Source organism: Pseudomonas sp. GW704-F2, assembly GCF_059423025.1.
Window position 1 is genome coordinate 209,084 of record NZ_JBWKXO010000005.1, and the last position, 19,682, is coordinate 228,765.

Annotated in this window: 14 protein-coding genes; 6 read left to right on the top strand and 8 right to left on the bottom strand. The window is 61.4% G+C overall.

Features of this window, described 5'->3' with window-relative positions:
• The first annotated feature begins 13 nt into the window (after positions 1-13).
• Positions 14-1,378, top strand: a complete 1,365-nt coding sequence (locus tag AC07W0_RS06615; protein WP_102617222.1) for a formimidoylglutamate deiminase — start codon at positions 14-16, stop codon at positions 1,376-1,378.
• Between the two features lie 84 nt (positions 1,379-1,462).
• Here the strand turns inward: AC07W0_RS06615 and AC07W0_RS06620 are convergent, their stop codons facing one another.
• From AC07W0_RS06620 to AC07W0_RS06645, 6 genes are all read right to left on the bottom strand, one after another.
• Positions 1,463-2,032 carry a lipocalin family protein gene (locus tag AC07W0_RS06620; RefSeq protein WP_017849913.1) on the bottom strand — a complete coding sequence of 190 codons (570 nt, stop codon included), beginning with the start codon at positions 2,030-2,032 and terminating at the stop codon, positions 1,463-1,465.
• Positions 2,033-2,062: 30 nt separating this feature from the next.
• Entirely contained in the window at positions 2,063-2,317 is a 255-nt protein-coding gene (locus AC07W0_RS06625; RefSeq protein ID WP_017849914.1) for a hypothetical protein, read from the bottom strand.
• Between the two features lie 185 nt (positions 2,318-2,502).
• Positions 2,503-3,513: a class 1 fructose-bisphosphatase gene (locus AC07W0_RS06630; protein WP_017849915.1), complete on the bottom strand. Its 1,011-nt coding sequence runs from the start codon at positions 3,511-3,513 to the stop codon at positions 2,503-2,505.
• A 108-nt stretch (positions 3,514-3,621) separates the two neighbouring features.
• Positions 3,622-4,974, bottom strand: coding sequence for a DUF3999 domain-containing protein (locus AC07W0_RS06635; RefSeq protein WP_102617227.1), 1,353 nt, complete (start codon positions 4,972-4,974; stop codon positions 3,622-3,624).
• Positions 4,974-8,513 (bottom strand): DUF2339 domain-containing protein, encoded by a 3,540-nt coding sequence (locus tag AC07W0_RS06640; protein ID WP_102617223.1) that lies wholly within the window; start codon positions 8,511-8,513, stop codon positions 4,974-4,976. Before AC07W0_RS06640 ends, AC07W0_RS06635 begins: the two co-directional genes overlap by 1 nt.
• A gap of 157 nt (positions 8,514-8,670) precedes the next feature.
• Entirely contained in the window at positions 8,671-11,121 is a 2,451-nt protein-coding gene (locus AC07W0_RS06645; RefSeq protein WP_102617224.1) for a glycogen/starch/alpha-glucan phosphorylase, read from the bottom strand.
• 236 nt (positions 11,122-11,357) lie between these two features.
• Between AC07W0_RS06645 and AC07W0_RS06650 the strand changes: the two genes are divergently transcribed.
• A complete protein-coding gene (locus tag AC07W0_RS06650) occupies positions 11,358-11,792 on the top strand; it encodes a YkgJ family cysteine cluster protein (protein WP_017849920.1) in 435 nt (144 codons plus the stop codon).
• Positions 11,793-11,987: 195 nt separating this feature from the next.
• Here the strand turns inward: AC07W0_RS06650 and typA are convergent, their stop codons facing one another.
• The gene (gene typA / locus AC07W0_RS06655; RefSeq protein ID WP_017849921.1) at positions 11,988-13,808 is read right to left on the bottom strand and encodes a translational GTPase TypA; all 1,821 of its coding nucleotides are present in this window, start codon (positions 13,806-13,808) and stop codon (positions 11,988-11,990) included.
• Positions 13,809-13,947: 139 nt separating this feature from the next.
• Complete coding sequence (gene thiI, locus AC07W0_RS06660) at positions 13,948-15,402, bottom strand: tRNA uracil 4-sulfurtransferase ThiI (RefSeq protein ID WP_046384997.1); 1,455 nt, start codon at positions 15,400-15,402, stop codon at positions 13,948-13,950.
• Positions 15,403-15,736: 334 nt separating this feature from the next.
• On the opposite strand from thiI, the gene glnA reads away from it, so the two are divergent.
• The 4 genes from glnA to AC07W0_RS06680 all read left to right on the top strand — a co-directional run.
• The gene (glnA, locus tag AC07W0_RS06665) at positions 15,737-17,143 is read left to right on the top strand and encodes a glutamate--ammonia ligase (RefSeq protein ID WP_017849923.1); all 1,407 of its coding nucleotides are present in this window, start codon (positions 15,737-15,739) and stop codon (positions 17,141-17,143) included.
• Between the two features lie 207 nt (positions 17,144-17,350).
• Entirely contained in the window at positions 17,351-17,887 is a 537-nt protein-coding gene (locus tag AC07W0_RS06670) for a chorismate mutase (RefSeq protein WP_102617225.1), read from the top strand.
• Positions 17,888-18,198: 311 nt separating this feature from the next.
• Positions 18,199-19,284, top strand: coding sequence for a nitrogen regulation protein NR(II) (gene glnL, locus AC07W0_RS06675; RefSeq protein WP_017849925.1), 1,086 nt, complete (start codon positions 18,199-18,201; stop codon positions 19,282-19,284).
• Positions 19,281-19,682, top strand: a 402-nt coding sequence (locus tag AC07W0_RS06680; protein ID WP_146013162.1) for a response regulator, incomplete at its 3' end; no start/stop codon positions are given. The genes glnL and AC07W0_RS06680, both read left to right, overlap by 4 nt.

The following is a 19,682-nucleotide window of genomic DNA, read 5'->3' on the forward strand; positions in this document are numbered from 1 at the left end:
GGGTGCCCTGAACATGTCCGTTTTCTTTGCCGAACGCGCACTGCTGCCTGATGGATGGGCCAAAGATGTACGCCTTGAAGTCGGCGTTGATGGCCTGCTGACCCACGTCGCGGCCAATGCCAGCGCAGACGGTGCCGAACGGCTCAGGGGGCCGGTGTTGGCGGGCATGCCGAACCTGCACTCCCATGCATTCCAGCGCGCCATGGCGGGCCTGGCCGAAGTGGCCGGCAACCCGAACGACAGCTTCTGGACCTGGCGCGAGCTGATGTACCGCATGGTCGGCAAGATCAATCCGGAGCAACTGCAGATCATCGCGCGCCAGTTGTATATCGAGATGCTCAAGGCCGGTTACACCTCGGTCGCGGAATTTCATTACGTCCACCACGACGTCAGCGGCCAGCCATATGCCGACCGCGCGGAACTGTCGCGGCAGATCAGCCAGGCGGCCGCCAGCAGCGGGATCGGCCTGACATTGCTGCCGGTGCTCTACAGCCACTCCGGGTTTGGCGGCCAGGCACCCAATGAAGGCCAGCGGCGGTTTATCAACAGCGGCGAACATTATCTGGAGCTGCAGGCGCGCCTGAAACCGATCCTCGCCGCACAGCCGGCGCAGCAACTGGGCTTGTGCTTTCACTCCCTGCGCGCCGTCACGCCGCAACAGATCACAGACGTGCTGGCTGCCAGCGACAAGGCCTGCCCGGTGCATATCCACATCGCCGAGCAACAGAAAGAAGTCGACGACTGCCTGGCCTGGAGCGGCAAACGCCCGCTGCAATGGCTGTATGACAACGTCGACGTCGATGAGCGCTGGTGCCTGGTACACGCCACCCATGCCGACCCCGAGGAAGTGACGCGCATGGCCAACAGCCGCGCGATTGCCGGTTTGTGCCTGACCACCGAAGCCAACCTGGGCGACGGGATTTTTCCGGCGGTGGATTTCCTCGCTCAAGGCGGGCGCCTGGGTATTGGTTCCGACAGCCATGTGTCGCTGAGCGTGGTGGAAGAACTGCGCTGGCTGGAATACGGCCAACGCCTGCGCGATCAGCGGCGCAATCGCCTGTATCGCCACGACCAACCGATGGTCGGCCGCACGCTGTTCGATGCCGCATTGGACGGCGGCGCCCAGGCGCTGGGGCAGCCGATCGGGCGGCTGGAAGTGGGCAAGCGCGCCGATTGGCTGGTGCTGGACGGAAACGATCCGTACCTGGCGACGGCGACCGAAGACGGGATTCTCAATCGCTGGCTGTTCGCCGGTGGCGATCGCCAGGTGCGCGATGTGCTGGTCAACGGCAAGTGGGTGGTGCGCGACGGGCGGCATGCCGCTGAAGAAGAGAGCAGCCGGGCGTTTACCCAGGTGTTGAGAGAGTTACTCGGTTAACAGGCAACCCATAACAAATGTGGGAGGGGCGGTGCGACGATTCGACTTGCCTCCTCCCACAATTGGATTTGTGCTGATCCAGAGTTATTGCGAGGTCTTCGCCATCTGCTTGTCCGACGTGCGCCAGATCAAACGTGTGGTGTCATAACCCTGCTGCCGTGCCCTGCTCAGCAGGTCTTCACGGGTGTCGGCGCTGACCGTCGGCGTGCGCGACAAGATCCACATATAGCGCCGGCTTGGGCTGCCGACGAGGGCAGTCTTGTAATCATCGCTGACATACAACACCCAGTAGTCGCCCTTGGCGACGCCCGGCAACAGCGCGGTAAACCAGTTATTGAATTCCACCCTGAGCTTGTCGGTCTTGCCCGGCACTTGCGGCGTAGCGGTGCCCTTGGCTTCTTCCCACTTCCAGTCGCTGGTCAGGCAGCGGTTGAACACCGACATATCGCCATCCGGCAACAAGGTGTAGCGGGCCTCGGACTGCGCGCAGTTGCGCTGGAAGTACATCGGCAATCGCGCCAATTCATACCAGGTACCCTGGTAACGCTTGAGGTTGACGTTACCCGCGGTCTTGGGTTGCAGATCATCGCCAGAATGGCTGGCGCAGCCCGCCAAAAACAGGCTGGCGCAAAGGAACACAACAAAACGCATCATTCTTCTTCTCCCGCAGGCTTTCGCCCCGGTTTACTTCAGGCCTTGCCCGGAAAACATCAGAACTTTGTCACCGGCATATTGAACGCTGATAAAGCTGTTTTTATCGCCCCAGGTGCAGCTGGACATACCCAGCGCGCCGGAACAATCGGTCGGCTTACCCAGCAACGACTCCACTTCGGCCTTGGCCATGCCAGCCGACAGCTTCGCGTAATTTTCCTGATTGACCTTGCTGCAAGCGGCCAACAGCACGCAAAAGGCCAGCAAAGCGAGACGGCGTAACGACATGGAATAACTCCTGGAGGGACGAGGCAGGTTGGGGGTCTGCCAGAAGCTTAGAAGGGAAAACAGGTGTCTGGTTCCCGACGAACGAAAACAAAAAAGCCCCGAAAACGCTGAAACGTTTCGGGGCTTCTCATCGTTCAAGACTTCACGTCTTGAACGTGCCGAGGGAGCTTGCTCCCTCGCCACACTTACTTCTTGTGATAGCCGGTCACGCGCTCGACTTCTTCCTTCGAACCCAGGAACACCGCCACGCGCTGGTGCAGGCCTTCGGGCTGGATGTCGAGGATGCGCTGGTGGCCGTCGGTGGACACACCGCCCGCCTGTTCAACCAGGAACGACATCGGGTTGGCTTCGTACATCAGGCGCAGCTTGCCCGGCTTGGACGGCTCGCGGCTGTCACGCGGGTACATGAACACGCCACCGCGGGTCAGGATGCGGTGTACGTCAGCCACCATCGCCGCGACCCAGCGCATGTTGAAGTTTTTCTTCAACGGGCCTTCTTCGCCTTCCATCAACTCGCTGACGTAGCGCTTGACCGGTTCTTCCCAGTGGCGCTGGTTGGACATGTTGATTGCAAATTCCTGGGTAGCAGCAGGAATCACGATGTCTTCGTGGGTCAGCACGAAGCTGCCCATTTCGCGGTCCAGGGTGAAGCCTTTGACGCCGTCGCCCAGGGTCAGGACCAGCATGGTCTGCGGGCCGTAGATCGCATAACCGGCGGCAACCTGCTGGGTGCCCGGCTGCAGGAAGGCCTTTTCGTTCAGGGCTTCGTTCTGGCTCAGGTGTTCGTTCGGGCAACGCAGCACCGAGAAGATGGTGCCGACCGGGGCGTTGATGTCGATGTTGGACGAGCCGTCCAGTGGGTCGAACACCAGCAGGTAGGCGCCTTTCGGGTATTTGCCCGGGATCTGGTAGGCATTGTCCATTTCTTCGGACGCCATGCCGGCCAGGTGACCGCCCCATTCGTTGGCTTCGAGCAGGATCTCGTTGGAGATCACGTCGAGTTTCTTCTGCACTTCGCCTTGGACGTTTTCAGTGCCCATGCTGCCGAGGACGCCACCCAGCGCGCCTTTGGACACGGCGTGGCTGATTTCCTTGCAAGCACGCGCCACCACTTCGATAAGGAAGCGCAGATCGGCAGGCGTGTTGTTACTGCGGGTCTGCTCGATCAAATAGCGACTCAGGGTAACGCGGGACATGGAAGGCTCCGATGTATGGGGGGCTAAAAACCCGCGCAGTTTAACGCGAGTCGGGGCGTATTTCCTCCTATCAGAGGATTTAAACCCAATAGAGTTCATGGACGTTATTTAACGTGCTGCCGCAGGCTTGCGCAGCAAACTGTAAGCCATGGCCCCCAGCGCCGCCACACCGAGCAGCAATACGGCCCAGAGTCCGAGTTTTTTCCAGTTCGGTTCGGTGTCGACAGCGGCCACGAGCGCTGGCGACGTGACCCTGACGTCCCCCGCCACCGTGGCCTGCCCCAAGGTGCTGAGGCGCTCGGCGCTGTAGTCGGGGATCAGGGTCGACAGCGGCAGGTTCGCCGCCTTGGCCGAGGCATTCCCCAGCGCCAGGGTGAACGGCGGCTCGCCCCGCGCCAGGAACACCAACTGAGTGGCGCGCACGGCAACCCGCAGGGTCGGCGCGGCGGTGCCCAGGCCGCCGCCGCGCTCATCCACCTGCAACTTGAGTTCAGCGACCGCCTGGCCCGGCAACTGCAATTGATCCTGCACCACGTCCTGGCCGTTCTGGGTCAGGCGGTACAGCAAACCATTGCTCAACGGCTGCCAGGCTTGCTTGCTGTCGCGTCGCCCCGACAAGGTCACGGGCGCCAGCGTATTGGGTTGTGTCAATTCCACGCGCAGGCGCTCGACGTTCAGCCCCGCCGGCAACTGCCAGGTGTATTCCCCCGCCTGCAGCCGCGTGCCGGAGAGCGGCTGCGACCACACCCATGGCGTCGGCAGGCTGCTGCGGGTGGCGCTGACCAATTTGGCCGAGGTCAACAGCGGCGCCGCCTGGCCCTGCCACAACAGACGCAGGTAACGCGCCGTTTGCCCCGGCAGGCTGACGTCGTGCTGCTCGACGCGCTCGTCGGCAAACGACAAACGCGCCACTTGCCCGTCGCCCCAGGGCGTCCAGTGCTGCAAGTCATCGCTGGCTTCGATGCTGAATCGCTGGAAGCCTTCTTGCTCGTGGCTCCAGTCGAGGCTCAGTTGCTGCAACGGCGCCTTGATCGCACTGGCGTCGAGCACCCAGCCGCGCAGCACCTGCTGGCCGGTCGTGGTTGCCGTGGAGGGGCGCACCTCCAGCAAGGTGCCTTCGGCGCTGGACTTCATCACCACCGCTGGCAAGGTTTCGCGGGTGTCGGCGGCGTACAGCGGGAACCACTTCACATCGGCAACGTTACGGTTCTCGGTGTGTTGCGCGGATTGGCGCGACAGCGCGTAGGCCTGGGGCTCACCGGCAGCATTGAATACGCGCAGGTCGCTGAGGTCGGCCTGGCGCGCGCTCAGTTGCACGGCCAGCGGCAATTCGAGGCGATACCACGGGCCGTTGCCGCTGACACTCAGCGGCACCTGGGCGGAGAAGTCGGCGGGCGTTTCCTGGGCCCATACCGACAATGTCGCACACACGCCCACTACCGCCACGCTCAACTTACCGATCAAGAGGATGCTCCTTCAGTTTCCAACACAGGTTCGGCGCGCTTGGGCGGCAGCGGTGCGAAGTAACCCACCACCAGCAACAACCCGCCCACGCCAATGAACGACACGATCCGCGCCAGGCCGCCACGGTTGCTCAGCTCGACAAAAAACAACTTGGCCACCACCACGGCAATCAACGCCGCGCCGATCAGCCAAACCTCGCGACGATGGCGCAGGTGACCGCCGATCATCAGGCCGAGGGCAATCAGGGTCCAGACGATCGACAAACCGGCTTGCACCAGCATCGACTCCAGCAACGCGTCCAGGTGAAACGGCACGCCGCCCCAATGGTGGGCGGTACGCATCACCAGCGCCGTGAAGAACGCAAACAGCGAAGCCCCCGCCACCCCTTGGGCGATCCATTCGGCACGCGGCCCGCGCTGCGGCGCCGCACTGCGCGACCACAGATACACGCCAAGCAGGGCAAACAGCAGGCCCAGGTCCAGTGGGTTGATCAGCGGCACATAGGGCAACGGCTTGGCCGTACCGTCGCTGAACGTATTGGCCAGCCAGAACCAGCCGAGCATCAGCACCGCCAACGGCAGCGCCGCCAGCACGCGGTACTCCTTGGCATAGGCCGACACCGGCCATGGCCAACTGCGCGGCGCAGCCGCCAGCACCAGGTAGAGGCTCGGCAGGATCGCCCAGCCCAGCCAGCGCCAGGCGTTGTATTCGCTCGACAGCAACAACAGGCCGTAGCGCAGCTCCAGCGCCAGGACGCCGATCAACATCCAGCTACCCAACACATGGGCAACGCTCAGTACTTTGGCCGGAGCCACCGCCGCCAAGCGCCGCAACGAGATGAAATGCACCGCGAACACCGCCAGCCAGGCCAGCCAGCCGAACTGCGCCGCCGGGTGATAGTAGCTATGGGCAGACACCAGCAACACCGCTGCCGCCGCCGGCATCAGCAAGGTGCAGAGCATCGCCAGCGAGGCCCAGCGCAGGCGCGCCGCGAACAGCGTCCAGAGCGCCACGCTCGCCGCGGCGATACCCAGCAGGAACGCGCCCTGCAACTCTTGCGGGATAAACCGCAGCACTTCGCCGATCAGCGCCAGCGCCCACCAGGCCGCGCCCCACACCAGCAACAGGTCAGACAGGCGTTGCAGTTTCAGCACAGCAAACACCGGCGCATGAGGTTCGCGCTGCAAGCGCCAGGCGCCGACCAGAGCGGCCAGGCCCAACACCATCGGCGTCCAGAAACCGCTGTGCGCCAACGGACGCAAACCTTCATTGGTCAACGGCCCGAGCAGTTCCGGCACCGCCAGCAGGAACGACGCGCCGCCGATCAGTTGCAGCAGCAAACCGAACACAAAACTGACGCGCTGTTGCAGGTACAGGCTCAACCAAATGATCAGCAGACCGCTCGCCGCCCACACCCCGCTGGCGCTTTCCCAAGGCAACACAAACAGCACGGCCAGGTTGATCAACACCAGGCCGGCCAGCAGCACCACCGACAACCCGCGCAACAGGCGCGCGTCGCTGCGCACCATGTCGTCACGGGCCGCCAGCAGCATGCCGCCGATCAACGCCAGCCCGATCAGCGAGGCCGTCAGCAAACCGCCCCAACCCGCGCTGAATACCGCCACGCCATCACCGCCTTGCAGGCGCAACAGGAACAACGCGCCACCCAGCAGTTGCACGGCGAACGCGGTGAACAGGAAGGTCCGTGAACCGATGCGCAGGCCCACATACAGCGTCGCCAGGCCGGCGAGCGCCCAACTGATGGCGGTGCCTTGGGTCAGCAACAGCAGCGGTGCGAGCAGGTACACGAAGGTCAGCCCGAGGCTGGCCAACACCGGCAAGCCCTTGCGCTCCCAAGCCGCCGCCTGTTCGGTGGAGGCGTTGCGCAACTGCGCGAAGCTGAACAGCAACGCGGCACCCAGCAACAGCGCGCCCAATGGCGCACCGTCCAGCATTGTGTGTGCGCCGACGCGCAGTTCACTGAGGAAGGCCAGCGCCGAACCCAGTTGCAACAACAGGCCGAACGCCCGCGCCAACGGCCGTTGCTGGCGCAGGCCGAGCCAGAAGATCCCGGCGCCTTCCACGGCCCAGGCCGCTGCGGTCCAGCGCGCGTCGAGGCCCAGGGGAATCGCCAGGCTGGCGAAGATCACGCCCAGGGCCAGACAGGTTTCCGCCAGCAGCAAGGCACGCCCGCCACTGAGCAGTCGGGCCAGGCCCATGTAGATGATGCCCAGGCCCAGGGCGCTGAACGCAGCGGCAAACTCCAGGTGTTGGACCAGTGCGAACTGCAAGCCAAAGCCCACCAGCGGCGGACCGAACAGCAGGCTGCCGTCGACATAATCGCCCTTGGCCGCCGACCAGCGCAGCAGCGCGCCGCGGCTGTCGTCCTCCGGCGCGTCGTTCATCTCCAGCAATTTGCGCCGGGTGAACAGCAGGCCGATGGCCAGGTACATCAGGAAAAACACGATCAGGAACGGCTCGGTGCTCCACAGCAGCTGCGGCGCATACGAACGCAGGCCCCAGGCGAAGCCGATGCCGAAGGTGCCGACAAAGCCGATCAGGTTGAGCAGGCGCCAGGCCTTGAACCAGGCGATGGCGAGGATGCCGGCATTGAGCAGGGCGAAGTAGCTGAACAGCGCCACATGGCTGCCGGCGCCGGTGGAGGCCAGGATCGGCGCGGCAAACCCGCCCAGCGCCGCTGCGCAGGCCAGGCCCAACGCATCCTGGGTGATCGCCAGAATCGCCGAAAACAGCGTGACAGCCACCAGCAGGCCCAGCGCCGCGCCCGGGTCGATCAACGGGTGCAGGCGCATTGCGGCAAACACCGTCAGGTACAGCACCGCAATCCCGGTGCCTTGCAGCATCAAGCCGTAATTGCTGTTGCGCAGCCGCAACCACCAGCCCAGGCCCAGCAGGCCCAAGGCGGCGGCGGCAACCCCGGCATAACGCAGTTCGATCGGCACCACCATGCCTTCGGTGGCATAACGCAGCAAAAAGGCCAGGCCGAGGAACAGCAGCACCACGCCGACGCGCAACACGGTATTGCCGCCGAACAGCCAATTGCGCGCGCCGCGGATGGCGCGCTCGATCAGGTTCGGGCCTCGGGGGATAACCGGTTCAGGTGCAGGCGGTTTCTCGGCAGGTTTCCAGACATCCGCCGGTAATGGCTGACTCGGTTCGGCAACGATGGCGACGGGTGTTGGCGCCAGTTCAGCGGGCAACTCCCAGACAAGTTCGGGTGCCTCGGCTGGCGGAGCAGATTCGGCAACGGGGGATTCGACCACCACACTGTGCGCCAGCGGCGCAGGTTCGGGTGCAGGCTTTTCCATTTGCGCCAGGCGTTGTTCCAGCGCGGTGAGCGCTTTCTGCGCGGTCTCCAACTGACGGCCTTGTTCATCCATGCGCGAAGCCAGCATCGACAGGCGAATCGCCTGGCCAATGCCCAACCCCAGCAGCGCGCCGATGCCCGCGTCGCCGAACGACTCATCGAGCGTCCAGCCGAGCGCCAGCCCAATCAGCATGAAAATCCATTGCATGGTCGATATTCCCTAAGCAAACCGGGACCTAGTATATCGACGCAGGACCAATGTGGGAGGGGGCTTGCCCCGATAGCGGTGTGCCAGTCGACATATCTGCAAACTGACAGTCCGCTATCGGGGGCAAGCCCCCTCCCACATTTTGGTTTTGGGGTGTTTAGTCGAGCGCTTTCCAGATCTCGGTGGCGTATTCGCGGATCGTGCGGTCCGAAGAGAACCAGCCCATCCGCGCGGTATTGAGCACCGCCGAACGCCACCATTCCTTGGAATCATGCCAATGCGCGTCGACCCGGGTCTGCGCCTCCCAGTAGGCATCGAAGTCGGCACACACCAGGAAGCGGTCGTACTCGATCAGCCCATCGATCAAGCCCACATAACGGCCCGGATCGTCCGGCGAGAACACCCCGCCGCGAATCGCTTGCAACACATCGCTCAAACGATGGGACGCGGCGATGTCCGGCCCGGCGTGGAATTCACCGGCGTGCTTGCGGGCCTCCACCTGCTGGGCGCTGAGGCCGAAGATAAACATGTGCTCGCCGCCCACGCGCTCGTGCATCTCGACGTTGGCGCCGTCCATGGTGCCGATGGACAGCGCGCCGTTAAGGCCGAACTTCATGTTGCTGGTGCCCGATGCTTCAAAGCCGGCGGTGGAAATCTGCTCCGACAAGTCCGCCGCCGGGATGATGCTTTCCGCCAGGCTGACGTTGTAGTTGGGCAGGAACACCACCTTGAGCAAGCCGCGCACGGTGGGGTCGTTGTTGACGGTGCGGGCGATGTCGTTGGTCAGCTTGATGATCAGCTTGGCCTGGTGATAGCTCGCCGCCGCCTTGCCGGCGAAGATCTTCACTCGCGGCACCCAGTCGGTCTCGGGCTCGGCACGGATCGCCTGGTACAGCGCCACGGTGTGCAGCAGGTTGAGCAACTGGCGCTTGTACTCGTGGATGCGCTTGACCTGCACGTCGAACATCGCCGCCGGGTTGACCGCAATACCCAGACGCTCATGGATGATCTCGGCCAGCGCGCGCTTGCTGTGCAGGCGTTGTTCGGCAAAGGCCTTGCGGAAGGCCTGCTTCTCGGCGAACGGTTCGAGTTCGATCAGGCGCTGTTCGGGCTTGTCGAGGATGTCCGCACCCAGCGCGTCGACGAGCATGCCGGTGAGTTGGGGGTTGGCCTGGTACAGCCAGCGGCGGAAGGTGATGCCGTTGGTTTTGTTGTTGATGCGCTCCGGGTACAGCTTGTGCAGTTCGGAGAACACCGTGCTGCGCATCAGTTGGGTGTGCAGGCCGGATACGCCGTTGACGCTATGGGAGCCGAGGAACGCCAGGTTGCCCATCCGCACGCGGCGGCCGTTGTCTTCTTCGATCAGCGACACGGCGCGCAGCACGTCGAAATCGTGGATGCCCTTGGCGCGCAGCGAGTCGATGTGCTGCGCGTTGATCAGGTAGATGATCTGCATGTGCCGGGGCAGCATGCGTTCCATCAGGCCGACCGGCCAGGTTTCCAGGGCTTCGGGCAGCAGTGTGTGGTTGGTGTACGACAGGGTTTCGATGGTGACGTCCCACGCCGCGTCCCAGGGAATATCGTGCAGGTCCACCAGTTGCCGCATCAACTCGGCGACCGCGATGGACGGGTGCGTGTCGTTGAGCTGAATGGCGGCATGTTCGCCCAGGCTCAGCACCGAGCCGTGCATGTTCTTGTGGCGGCGCAGCAGGTCTTGCAGCGAGGCCGAGACGAAGAAGTATTCCTGGCGCAGGCGCAGTTCCTGCCCCGCTTCGGTGCTGTCGGCCGGGTAAAGCACTCGGGAGATGCTTTCGGCGCGGGCCACTTCGGCGACGGCGCCCAAATGGTCGCCGGCGTTGAAGCGCTCCAGGTGCAGGTCTTCCACGGCGCGCGCACGCCACAGCCGCAGGGTGTTGACGCTGGCGCCGCGCCAGCCGACCACCGGAGTGTCGTAGGCCACGGCCCGCACGGTTTCGCTGGGCGACCACACCTGAATCAGCTTGCCGCCGGCATCGGCGAGGGTTTCGACGCTGCCGCCGAAGCCGATCGGGTAGATCACTTCAGCCCGTTCGAACTCCCACGGGTTGCCGAAATCCAGCCAGCGCTCGGTCTGTTCCTGCTGCCAGCCATCGACAATCGCCTGGCGGAACAGCCCGTGCTCATAGCGAATGCCATAACCATGGCCGGCAATGCCCAGGGTCGACATGCTTTCCATAAAGCACGCCGCCAGGCGCCCCAGACCGCCGTTGCCGAGCGCTGCGTCGGGCTCCAGCAGGCGGATGCGTTCCAGGTCGACACCCAACTCGGTGAGCGCTTCGCGAGCGATCTCCAGCAGGCCGAGGTTGCTCAGGCTGTCGAAGAGCAGGCGGCCGATGAGGAATTCCAGCGAGAGGTAATACACCCGCTTCTGGCCTTTGCGGTAGATTTGCCGCGTATGGTTCATCCAGTGATCGACCATCTGGTCGCGGGCGGCCAGGGCAATGGCTTCGAACCAGTCATGGTCGAAGGCGTGATCCGGGTCTTTGCCCACCGCGTAGGTGAGTTTGGTCAAGACAGCATCGCGAAATGCGGCTACCTCTGCTTCTCGTGCAAGCGGTTCCTGAGACATCGGTGTGACCTCGGGCGAGATTGAAGGAGTTGCTAGAGCCTAGTCGGTCTGACCGGCGGTCGACGCGCTGGTTCGGCAGTTTTTTAACTCATTCACCTTTGCATGAATTTAATGCAGGGGTCGTGCCCGATCACTGTTCGAGCCGCCTTCGAGCTGAAAACCCGAAAATATTGTTCAAAAAACCATCAATCCCGGTATGATCGCGCGCCCGGATACCGCCCCACCTTGGAACCCTGATGAAGCCTCAACTGATCGCCGCCGCGGAACTCGACCGTCTCGAGACCTGGCAGAAATATTCCGCCCACATGTGCGGAGGCTGCGTGTCCAGCTGCTGCACGCTGCCGGTCGAAGTGAAGATCAAAGACTTGATCCGCATTGGCATCGTCGATGAATTCGAGCGCGGCGACCCGCCGAAGAACATCGCCAAGCGTTTGCAGAAGGAAGGCATCGTCGAGCGCTACAACAGCAAATCCGAGATCTTCACCCTGCAGCGCATGAGCAACAACGACTGCCTGTACCTGGATCGTAAGACGCGCTTCTGCACTATTTATGACAAGCGCCCGGATACCTGCCGCAACCACCCGAAAATCGGCCCGCGGCCGGGGTATTGCGCGTACAAGCCCAAAGAAGTGGTGCGCGAGACCAATTTCAAGACTCTCGATAAGTTCTGATCCATGTTTTGCAGGGTTCTCAAGGGCCCTATCGGGGGCAAGCCCCCTCCCACAGTTTTGATTTGTGAACGCCTTCAAAATGTGGGAGGGGGCTTGCCCCCGATAGGGCCGGCACCTTCAGCACAAAACCTGCAGACATAAAAAAACGCCCCCGGCCTTTCGACCGGGGGCGTTTTTCATTCAGCCTGAGTTAACTCAGTTCTTGGCTTTCTTGGCAGCGCGGGTACGCTCGCCTTCGTCCAGGATCTTCTTACGCAGGCGGATCGACTTAGGCGTGACTTCGCACAGCTCGTCGTCCTGGATGAATTCCAGGGCCTGTTCCAGGGTGAAGCGAACAGGTGGAACCAGAGCGATGGTTTCGTCTTTACCCGAAGCACGCATGTTGTCGAGCTTCTTGCCTTTGGTTGGGTTGACGCCCATGTCGTTGTCACGGCTGTTCAGACCAACGATCTGACCGTTGTAGATCTCTTGACCGTGTTCAACGAACAGCTTGCCACGCGCCTGGAGGGTTTCCAGGGAGTAGGTCAGCGCCTTGCCGGTTTCAACCGAAACCAGAACACCGTTCTGACGGCCGGACATGTCGCCGGACTTCATGGTGTCGTAGCGATCGAAGATCGAGGTCAGGATGCCAGCACCGTTGGTCAGGGTCAGGAACTGGTTACGGAAACCGATCAGACCACGCGCAGGGATGTTGTATTCCAGACGCACACGGCCTTTGCCATCCGGCACCATGTTGGTCAGGTCGCCCTTACGCAGGCCCATCTCTTCCATGACCTTGCCCTGGGATTCTTCAGGGGTGTCGATGGTGACGTTTTCGAACGGTTCCTGCTTCACGCCGTCAACAGTACGGATGATCACTTCAGGACGACCAACGCCCATTTCGAAGCCTTCGCGACGCATGGTTTCGATCAGTACCGAGAGGTGCAGCTCACCACGGCCGGAAACCTTGAACTTGTCAGCCGAGTCGCCTTCTTCAACGCGCAGTGCCACGTTGTAGAGCAGCTCTTTGTCCAGACGTTCCTTGATGTTACGGGAGGTCACGAACTTGCCTTCTTTACCGCAGAAAGGCGAGTCGTTTACCTGGAAGGTCATGGAAACGGTTGGCTCGTCGACGGTCAGAGGCTTCATCGCCTCGACAGTGTCCGGCTGGCACAGGGTGTCGGAGATGAACAGCGAGTCCATACCGCTGACGCACACGATGTCGCCGGCGAACGCTTCTTCAACGTCGATGCGGTGCAGGCCGTGGTGACCCATCAGCTTCAGGATACGACCGTTGCGCTTCTTGCCGTCGGCGCCGATAGCGACAACCGGAGTGTTCGGCTTGACGCTACCACGAGCGATACGGCCAACGCCGATAACACCCAGGAAGCTGTTGTAGTCCAGTGCCGAGATTTGCATCTGGAACGGACCGTCACGGTCAACCTTCGGTGGTGGAACGTGGTCAACGATGGCCTGGTACAGCGGGGTCATGTCTTCCGCCATGGCGGTGTGATCCAGACCGGCGATACCGTTCAGGGCCGAAGCGTAGATAACCTGGAAGTCCAGTTGTTCTTCGGTAGCACCCAGGTTGTCGAACAGATCGAAGATCTGGTCCAGAACCCAATCCGGACGCGCGCCTGGACGGTCAACCTTGTTGATGCACACGATCGGACGCAGGCCGGCTTCGAACGCCTTCTTGGTCACGAAACGGGTTTGCGGCATAGGGCCGTCTTGAGCGTCAACCAGCAGCAGAACGGAGTCGACCATCGACATTACGCGTTCTACTTCGCCGCCGAAGTCGGCGTGGCCCGGGGTATCCACGATGTTGATGTGGTAGCCGTTCCAGTTGATAGCGGTGTTTTTAGCCAGGATGGTAATACCGCGCTCTTTTTCCTGGTCGTTGGAGTCCATCACGCGCTCGTCGTTGAGCTCGTTGCGCTCCAGGGTGCCGGATTGACGCAAGAGTTTGTCTACCAGGGTGGTTTTACCATGGTCAACGTGAGCAATGATGGCGATGTTACGTAGATTTTCGATCACTTGTGTATCTCGATCAGAGGATTCGGTGTGCTGACAGGTCGTGGCAGCGATTAACAGTAGAGTCAGGCCTTGCCGTTACAGCTTGACGGCAGAGTCGGGGGGCCGGTGACGCAGGCCACAGGCAAACAGCCCCGGGCTCTTAGCTCGGTCGATAAACGCGCACATTGGCATGCCCCTCACTGAGCAAATGGTGGGCATGCAGGCGACTCATCACGCCTTTGTCGCAATACAGCAGGTACTGACGGCTGTTATCCAGTTCCTTGAAACGCGCGTTCAATGCATAGAACGGCAGCGTTTGTACGTCGATGCCAGCGATTTCCAGCGGCTCGTCTTCAGCGGCATCCGGGTGACGGATGTCGATGATGATCTGACCGGCCAGGGCTTCGCTGACTTCTTCGATCTGCACATCCTGGCCCAACTCGTCGATGACACGATCGATCGGGACCAGTTTGGCGTTCTCGAGCGCACGCTCCAGAACCGCCATATCAAACTGTTGTTCTTCATACTCCACGCGGTTGCGCTTGGCGTGGGTCTTGGGGTTCACCGAGATGACCCCGCAATATTCGGGCATGTGCTTGGCGAAGTCGGCAGTGCCGATCTGTTCCGCCAGGTCGATGATGTCCTGCTTATGGCTGGCGATCAGCGGGCGCAGCACCAGCTTCTCGGTCACGCAATCGATGAGCGACAGGTTCGGCAGCGTCTGGCTGGATACCTGGGAAATCGCTTCGCCGGTCACCAGCGCGTCGATCTGCAGTTGATCGGCAATTCGGGACGCTGCGCGCAACATCATACGCTTCAATACTACGCCCATATGACTGTTATCGACTTTGCCGAGAATTTCGCCCAGTACTTCCTCGAACGGCACGCTGACAAACAGCACGCGTTGGGAGCTGCCGTACTTCTTCCAGATATAGTGCGCGACTTCCATCACGCCCAATTCGTGGGCACGCCCGCCCAGGTTGAAGAAGCAGAAGTGGCTCATCAGGCCGCGGCGCATGATCTGGTAGGCCGCCACTGTGGAATCGAAACCGCCGGACATCAAGACCAGGGTCTGTTCCAGGGCGCCCAACGGGTAGCCACCAATGCTATTGTGCTGGCTGTGGATCACAAACAACCGTTGGTCGCGAATTTCCATCCGCACTTCAATTTGCGGCGCCTTGAGGGAAATTCCGGCAGCGCCGCACTCGCGACGCAGCTTGCTGCCGACGTATTTTTCCACATCCATGGAGCTGAACGGGTGCTTGCCGGCACGCTTGCAGCGCACCGAAAAAATCTTGCCTTCAAGCTCGCTGCCGAAGTGCTGTTTGCACTTTTCGGTGATGTCGTCGAAGTCGCCCAGCGGGTACTCGTCGACCTGCAGGAAATGCGCGATGCCCGGCATGCAGCTCAGGCGCTCGGTCATATCCTTCAAGGCCTTGGCGTCGGTGACACGGGTTTCCAGCTCGAGATTGTCCCACACACCGTTCACCACCACAGCCGGGTCCAGATCGCGGAGCACGGCACGGATGTTCTTGGCCAACTGACGGATGAAACGCATCCGTACCGGTCGGCTTTTGATGGTGATCTCGGGGAAGACTTTAACGATTAATTTCATGGAAACAGCGCGCGCAGGGCCTGCCGAAAAAGGGGGGCGCGGATTATAGCGGAAATCGCTCAAGGTTTAACCAGTTAATATGCATCAACGGTGCAACGCACCAAAACAGGTCATTTGCGCAAATGCACGCCACATTGCAGTGCGTTATTTATTCCATTTCAGCGGTTTGCACTGTTATAGGGGCCATTTTGACGCAAAAAGGCCATGTTGGCGCACTGGCATGCAATTTGCTCTCTTGTGAGGCAGGTTGCCATGGCGGACTATCCGCGCCGGCATCACCCACATTCTAAGGGCTAACTCCACTACCCAGCCCGAAGCCACCCCGGAGGACACCATGTCGAAGTCGGTTCAACTCATCAAAGATCATGACGTTAAGTGGATTGATCTGCGCTTCACGGACACAAAAGGCACTCAGCACCACGTGACCATGCCGGCTCGCGACGCGCTGGATGACGCGTTCTTCGAAGAAGGCAAAATGTTCGACGGTTCCTCCATTGCCGGTTGGAAAGGCATCGAAGCTTCCGACATGATCCTGATGCCGGACGACAGCACTGCCGTGCTGGACCCGTTCACCGAAGACCCAACCCTGATCATCGTCTGCGACGTGATCGAGCCTTCGACCATGCAAGGCTACGACCGCGACCCACGTGCGATCGCCAAGCGTGCCGAGGAATACCTGAAGTCGACCGGTATCGGCGACACCGTATTCGTAGGCCCAGAGCCAGAATTCTTCATCTTTGATTCGGTCAAGTTCAAGTCCGACATCTCCGGCTCCATGTTCAAGATTTTCTCCGAACAAGGTTCGTGGATGTCCGACCAGGACGTAGAAGGCGGCAACAAAGGCCACCGTCCAGGTATCAAAGGTGGCTACTTCCCAGTTCCGCCATTCGACCACGACCACGAAATCCGTACCTCCATGTGCAACGCCATGGAAGAAATGGGCCTGGTCATCGAAGTACACCACCACGAAGTGGCGACTGCCGGCCAGAACGAAATCGGTGTGAAGTTCAACACCCTGGTTGCCAAGGCTGACGAAGTCCAGACCCTGAAGTACTGCGTACACAACGTGGCTGATGCCTACGGCCGTACCGCAACCTTCATGCCTAAGCCTCTGTACGGCGATAACGGTTCGGGTATGCACGTTCACCTGTCCATCGCTAAAGATGGCAAGAACACCTTCGCTGGCGAAGGTTATGCCGGCCTGTCCGACACCGCCCTGTACTTCATCGGCGGCATCATCAAGCACGGTAAGGCCCTGAACGGCTTCACCAACCCGTCGACCAACTCCTACAAGCGTCTGGTCCCAGGTTTCGAAGCACCGGTAATGCTGGCCTACTCGGCTCGTAACCGCTCCGCATCGATCCGTATTCCTTACGTGTCCAGCCCGCGCGCTCGCCGTATCGAAGCCCGCTTCCCGGACCCGGCAGCCAACCCGTACCTGGGCTTCGCTGCACTGCTGATGGCTGGCCTGGACGGCATCCAGAACAAGATCCACCCAGGCGACGCCGCCGACAAAAACTTGTACGACCTGCCGCCTGAAGAGGCCAAAGAGATCCCACAAGTGTGCGGCAGCCTGAAAGAAGCCCTGGAAGAGCTGGACAAGGGCCGTGCGTTCCTGACCAAAGGCGGCGTATTCAGCGACGACTTCATCGATGCCTACATCGAGCTGAAAAGCGAAGAAGAAATCAAAGTCCGCACCTTCGTACACCCACTGGAATACGAGCTGTACTACAGCTGCTGATCCGGTAGCGTCGCTTAACGTGGCGTGATCGAAAAAGACCTCCTTCGGGAGGTCTTTTTTTGCCCAGGGATTACACAGCTCCGCACCTGCAAACCCAATCAAAAAGGTGGGAGGGAGCTTGCTCCCGATAGCCGTGGATCAGTTGATACCGGTGCTGACTGACACTCTGCTATCGGGGGCAAGCCCCCTCCCACAAGGAGATCAGCATTGAAACGTCGACTTGTGTTCGCTCTGTTATTCGTCAGTGCCAGTGCGAGCGCTGCGCCGCCCAGCCTCGAACCTTTACTCAACAGCATCGCCGAGCGCCTGGCGATCGCCGACCAGGTCGCCCTGAGCAAGTGGGACAGCCACAAGCCCGTAGAAGACAAGAAGCGCGAGCAAGAGGTGATCGCCAGCGTCGTCGCCCAGGCCCCGAGCTACAAGCTGGACCCTGCCGCCGCCGGGCAGTTCTTCTCGGCACAGATCGAAGCGAACAAACTGGTGCAGTACGCCCATCTTTCTGACTGGCAGTTCCAGGGCAAGGCCCCCGACGATCCGCGCCCGGACCTGGTCAAGCAGATTCGCCCGCAACTGGACCAACTGCAAAAACGCCTGCTGCAGCAATTGGCCGACTTCAGCCCGCAGCGCACCGACCCACAGTGCCCGCAATGGCTGGCCGAAGCCGTGCATGAGCCGCTCAATGAGCCGATGCAGCAGTTGGCGATGATCCGCGCGACCGCCGAGCTGTGTATCTACAAAGACTAAAACGGTACACCCGATCCAAAAATGTGGGAGGAGGCAATCCCCCTCCCGCATTTGATTTGTGTGAATTCGCGCTTCCTGAACAATCGTCACAAAATCGCACTATATTGGTGCGATAGCCTGCACCCTTCCCACCGACCCAGCCCATTTTGGTTCGAAACTACCCGATGAAGCTGGCAGAACGCCACAGTTTCGAGCCTTAAACCCTTATTTCAGGGCTTAAACGCTTCTTTTCGGAGCCTTGGTTTGGTTTTTGCATTTTCCTTGTATCAGCGTGTGCCTCAAGCCCGCGCCTTGCTCCAAAAGAGGTCCTGATGACCATCAGCGATGCACTGCACCGTTTGTTACTCGACAACCTGACCACCGCGACCATCCTGCTCAATGACGACCTGCGCCTTGAGTACATGAACCCGGCGGCGGAGATGCTCCTGGCCATCAGCGGGCAGCGCAGCCATGGGCAGTTCATCAGCGAGTTGTTCACCGAGTCGGCCGAAGCCTTGAGCTCGTTGCGCCAGGCAGTGGAGCAGGCACATCCGTTCACCAAGCGCGAAGCGATGCTCACCGCCCTGACCGGCCAGACCCTGACCGTCGACTACGCCGTGACCCCGATCCTGAGCAACGGCAGCACCCTGCTGCTGCTCGAAGTCCACCCGCGTGACCGCCTGCTGCGCATCACCAAGGAAGAAGCGCAGTTGTCCAAGCAGGAAACCAGCAAGATGCTGGTGCGCGGCCTGGCCCACGAGATCAAGAACCCGTTGGGCGGGATTCGCGGCGCGGCGCAGTTGCTGGCTCGTGAGCTGCCGGACGAGCACCTCAAGGACTACACCAACGTCATCATTGAAGAGGCCGACCGCCTGCGTAATCTGGTGGACCGCATGCTCGGCTCCAACAAGCTGCCGTCGCTGGCGATGACCAACGTGCATGAGGTGCTGGAGCGTGTCTGCCAGTTGGTCGAGGCCGAAAGCCAAGGCTGCATTACCTTGGTGCGCGACTATGACCCGAGCATTCCCGACGTGTTGATCGACCGCGAGCAGATGATCCAGGCGGTGCTCAACATCGTGCGCAACGCCATGCAGGCCATCAGCAGCCAGAACGAGCTGCGCCTGGGCCGCATCAGCCTGCGCACCCGCGCCTTGCGCCAGTTCACCATCGGCCACGTGCGCCATCGTCTGGTGACCAAAGTCGAAATCACCGACAACGGCCCGGGCATTCCAGCAGAACTGCAGGAAACCATTTTCTTCCCCATGGTCAGCGGCCGCCCGGACGGTACCGGGCTGGGCCTGGCCATTACCCAGAACATCATCAGCCAGCACCAGGGTCTGATCGAATGTGAGAGCCATCCTGGCCACACCACGTTCTCGATCTTTCTGCCTCTGGAACAAGGAGCCCCATCGACATGAGCCGTAGTGAAACTGTCTGGATCGTCGATGACGACCGTTCTATCCGCTGGGTCCTCGAGAAAGCCCTGCAACAGGAAGGCATGACCACCCAGAGCTTCGACAGCGCTGACGGGGTGATGAGCCGCCTGGCGCGCCAGCAGCCCGACGTGATCATCTCCGACATCCGCATGCCCGGTGCCAGCGGCCTGGACCTGCTGGCGCGGATTCGCGAGCAGCACCCGCGCCTGCCGGTGATCATCATGACCGCGCACTCGGACCTGGACAGCGCTGTCGCGTCCTACCAGGGCGGTGCCTTTGAGTACCTGCCCAAGCCGTTCGACGTGGACGAAGCGGTGGCGCTGGTCAAGCGCGCCAACCAGCACGCCCAGGAACAGCAGAACCAGGAAGCCCCGCCCCCC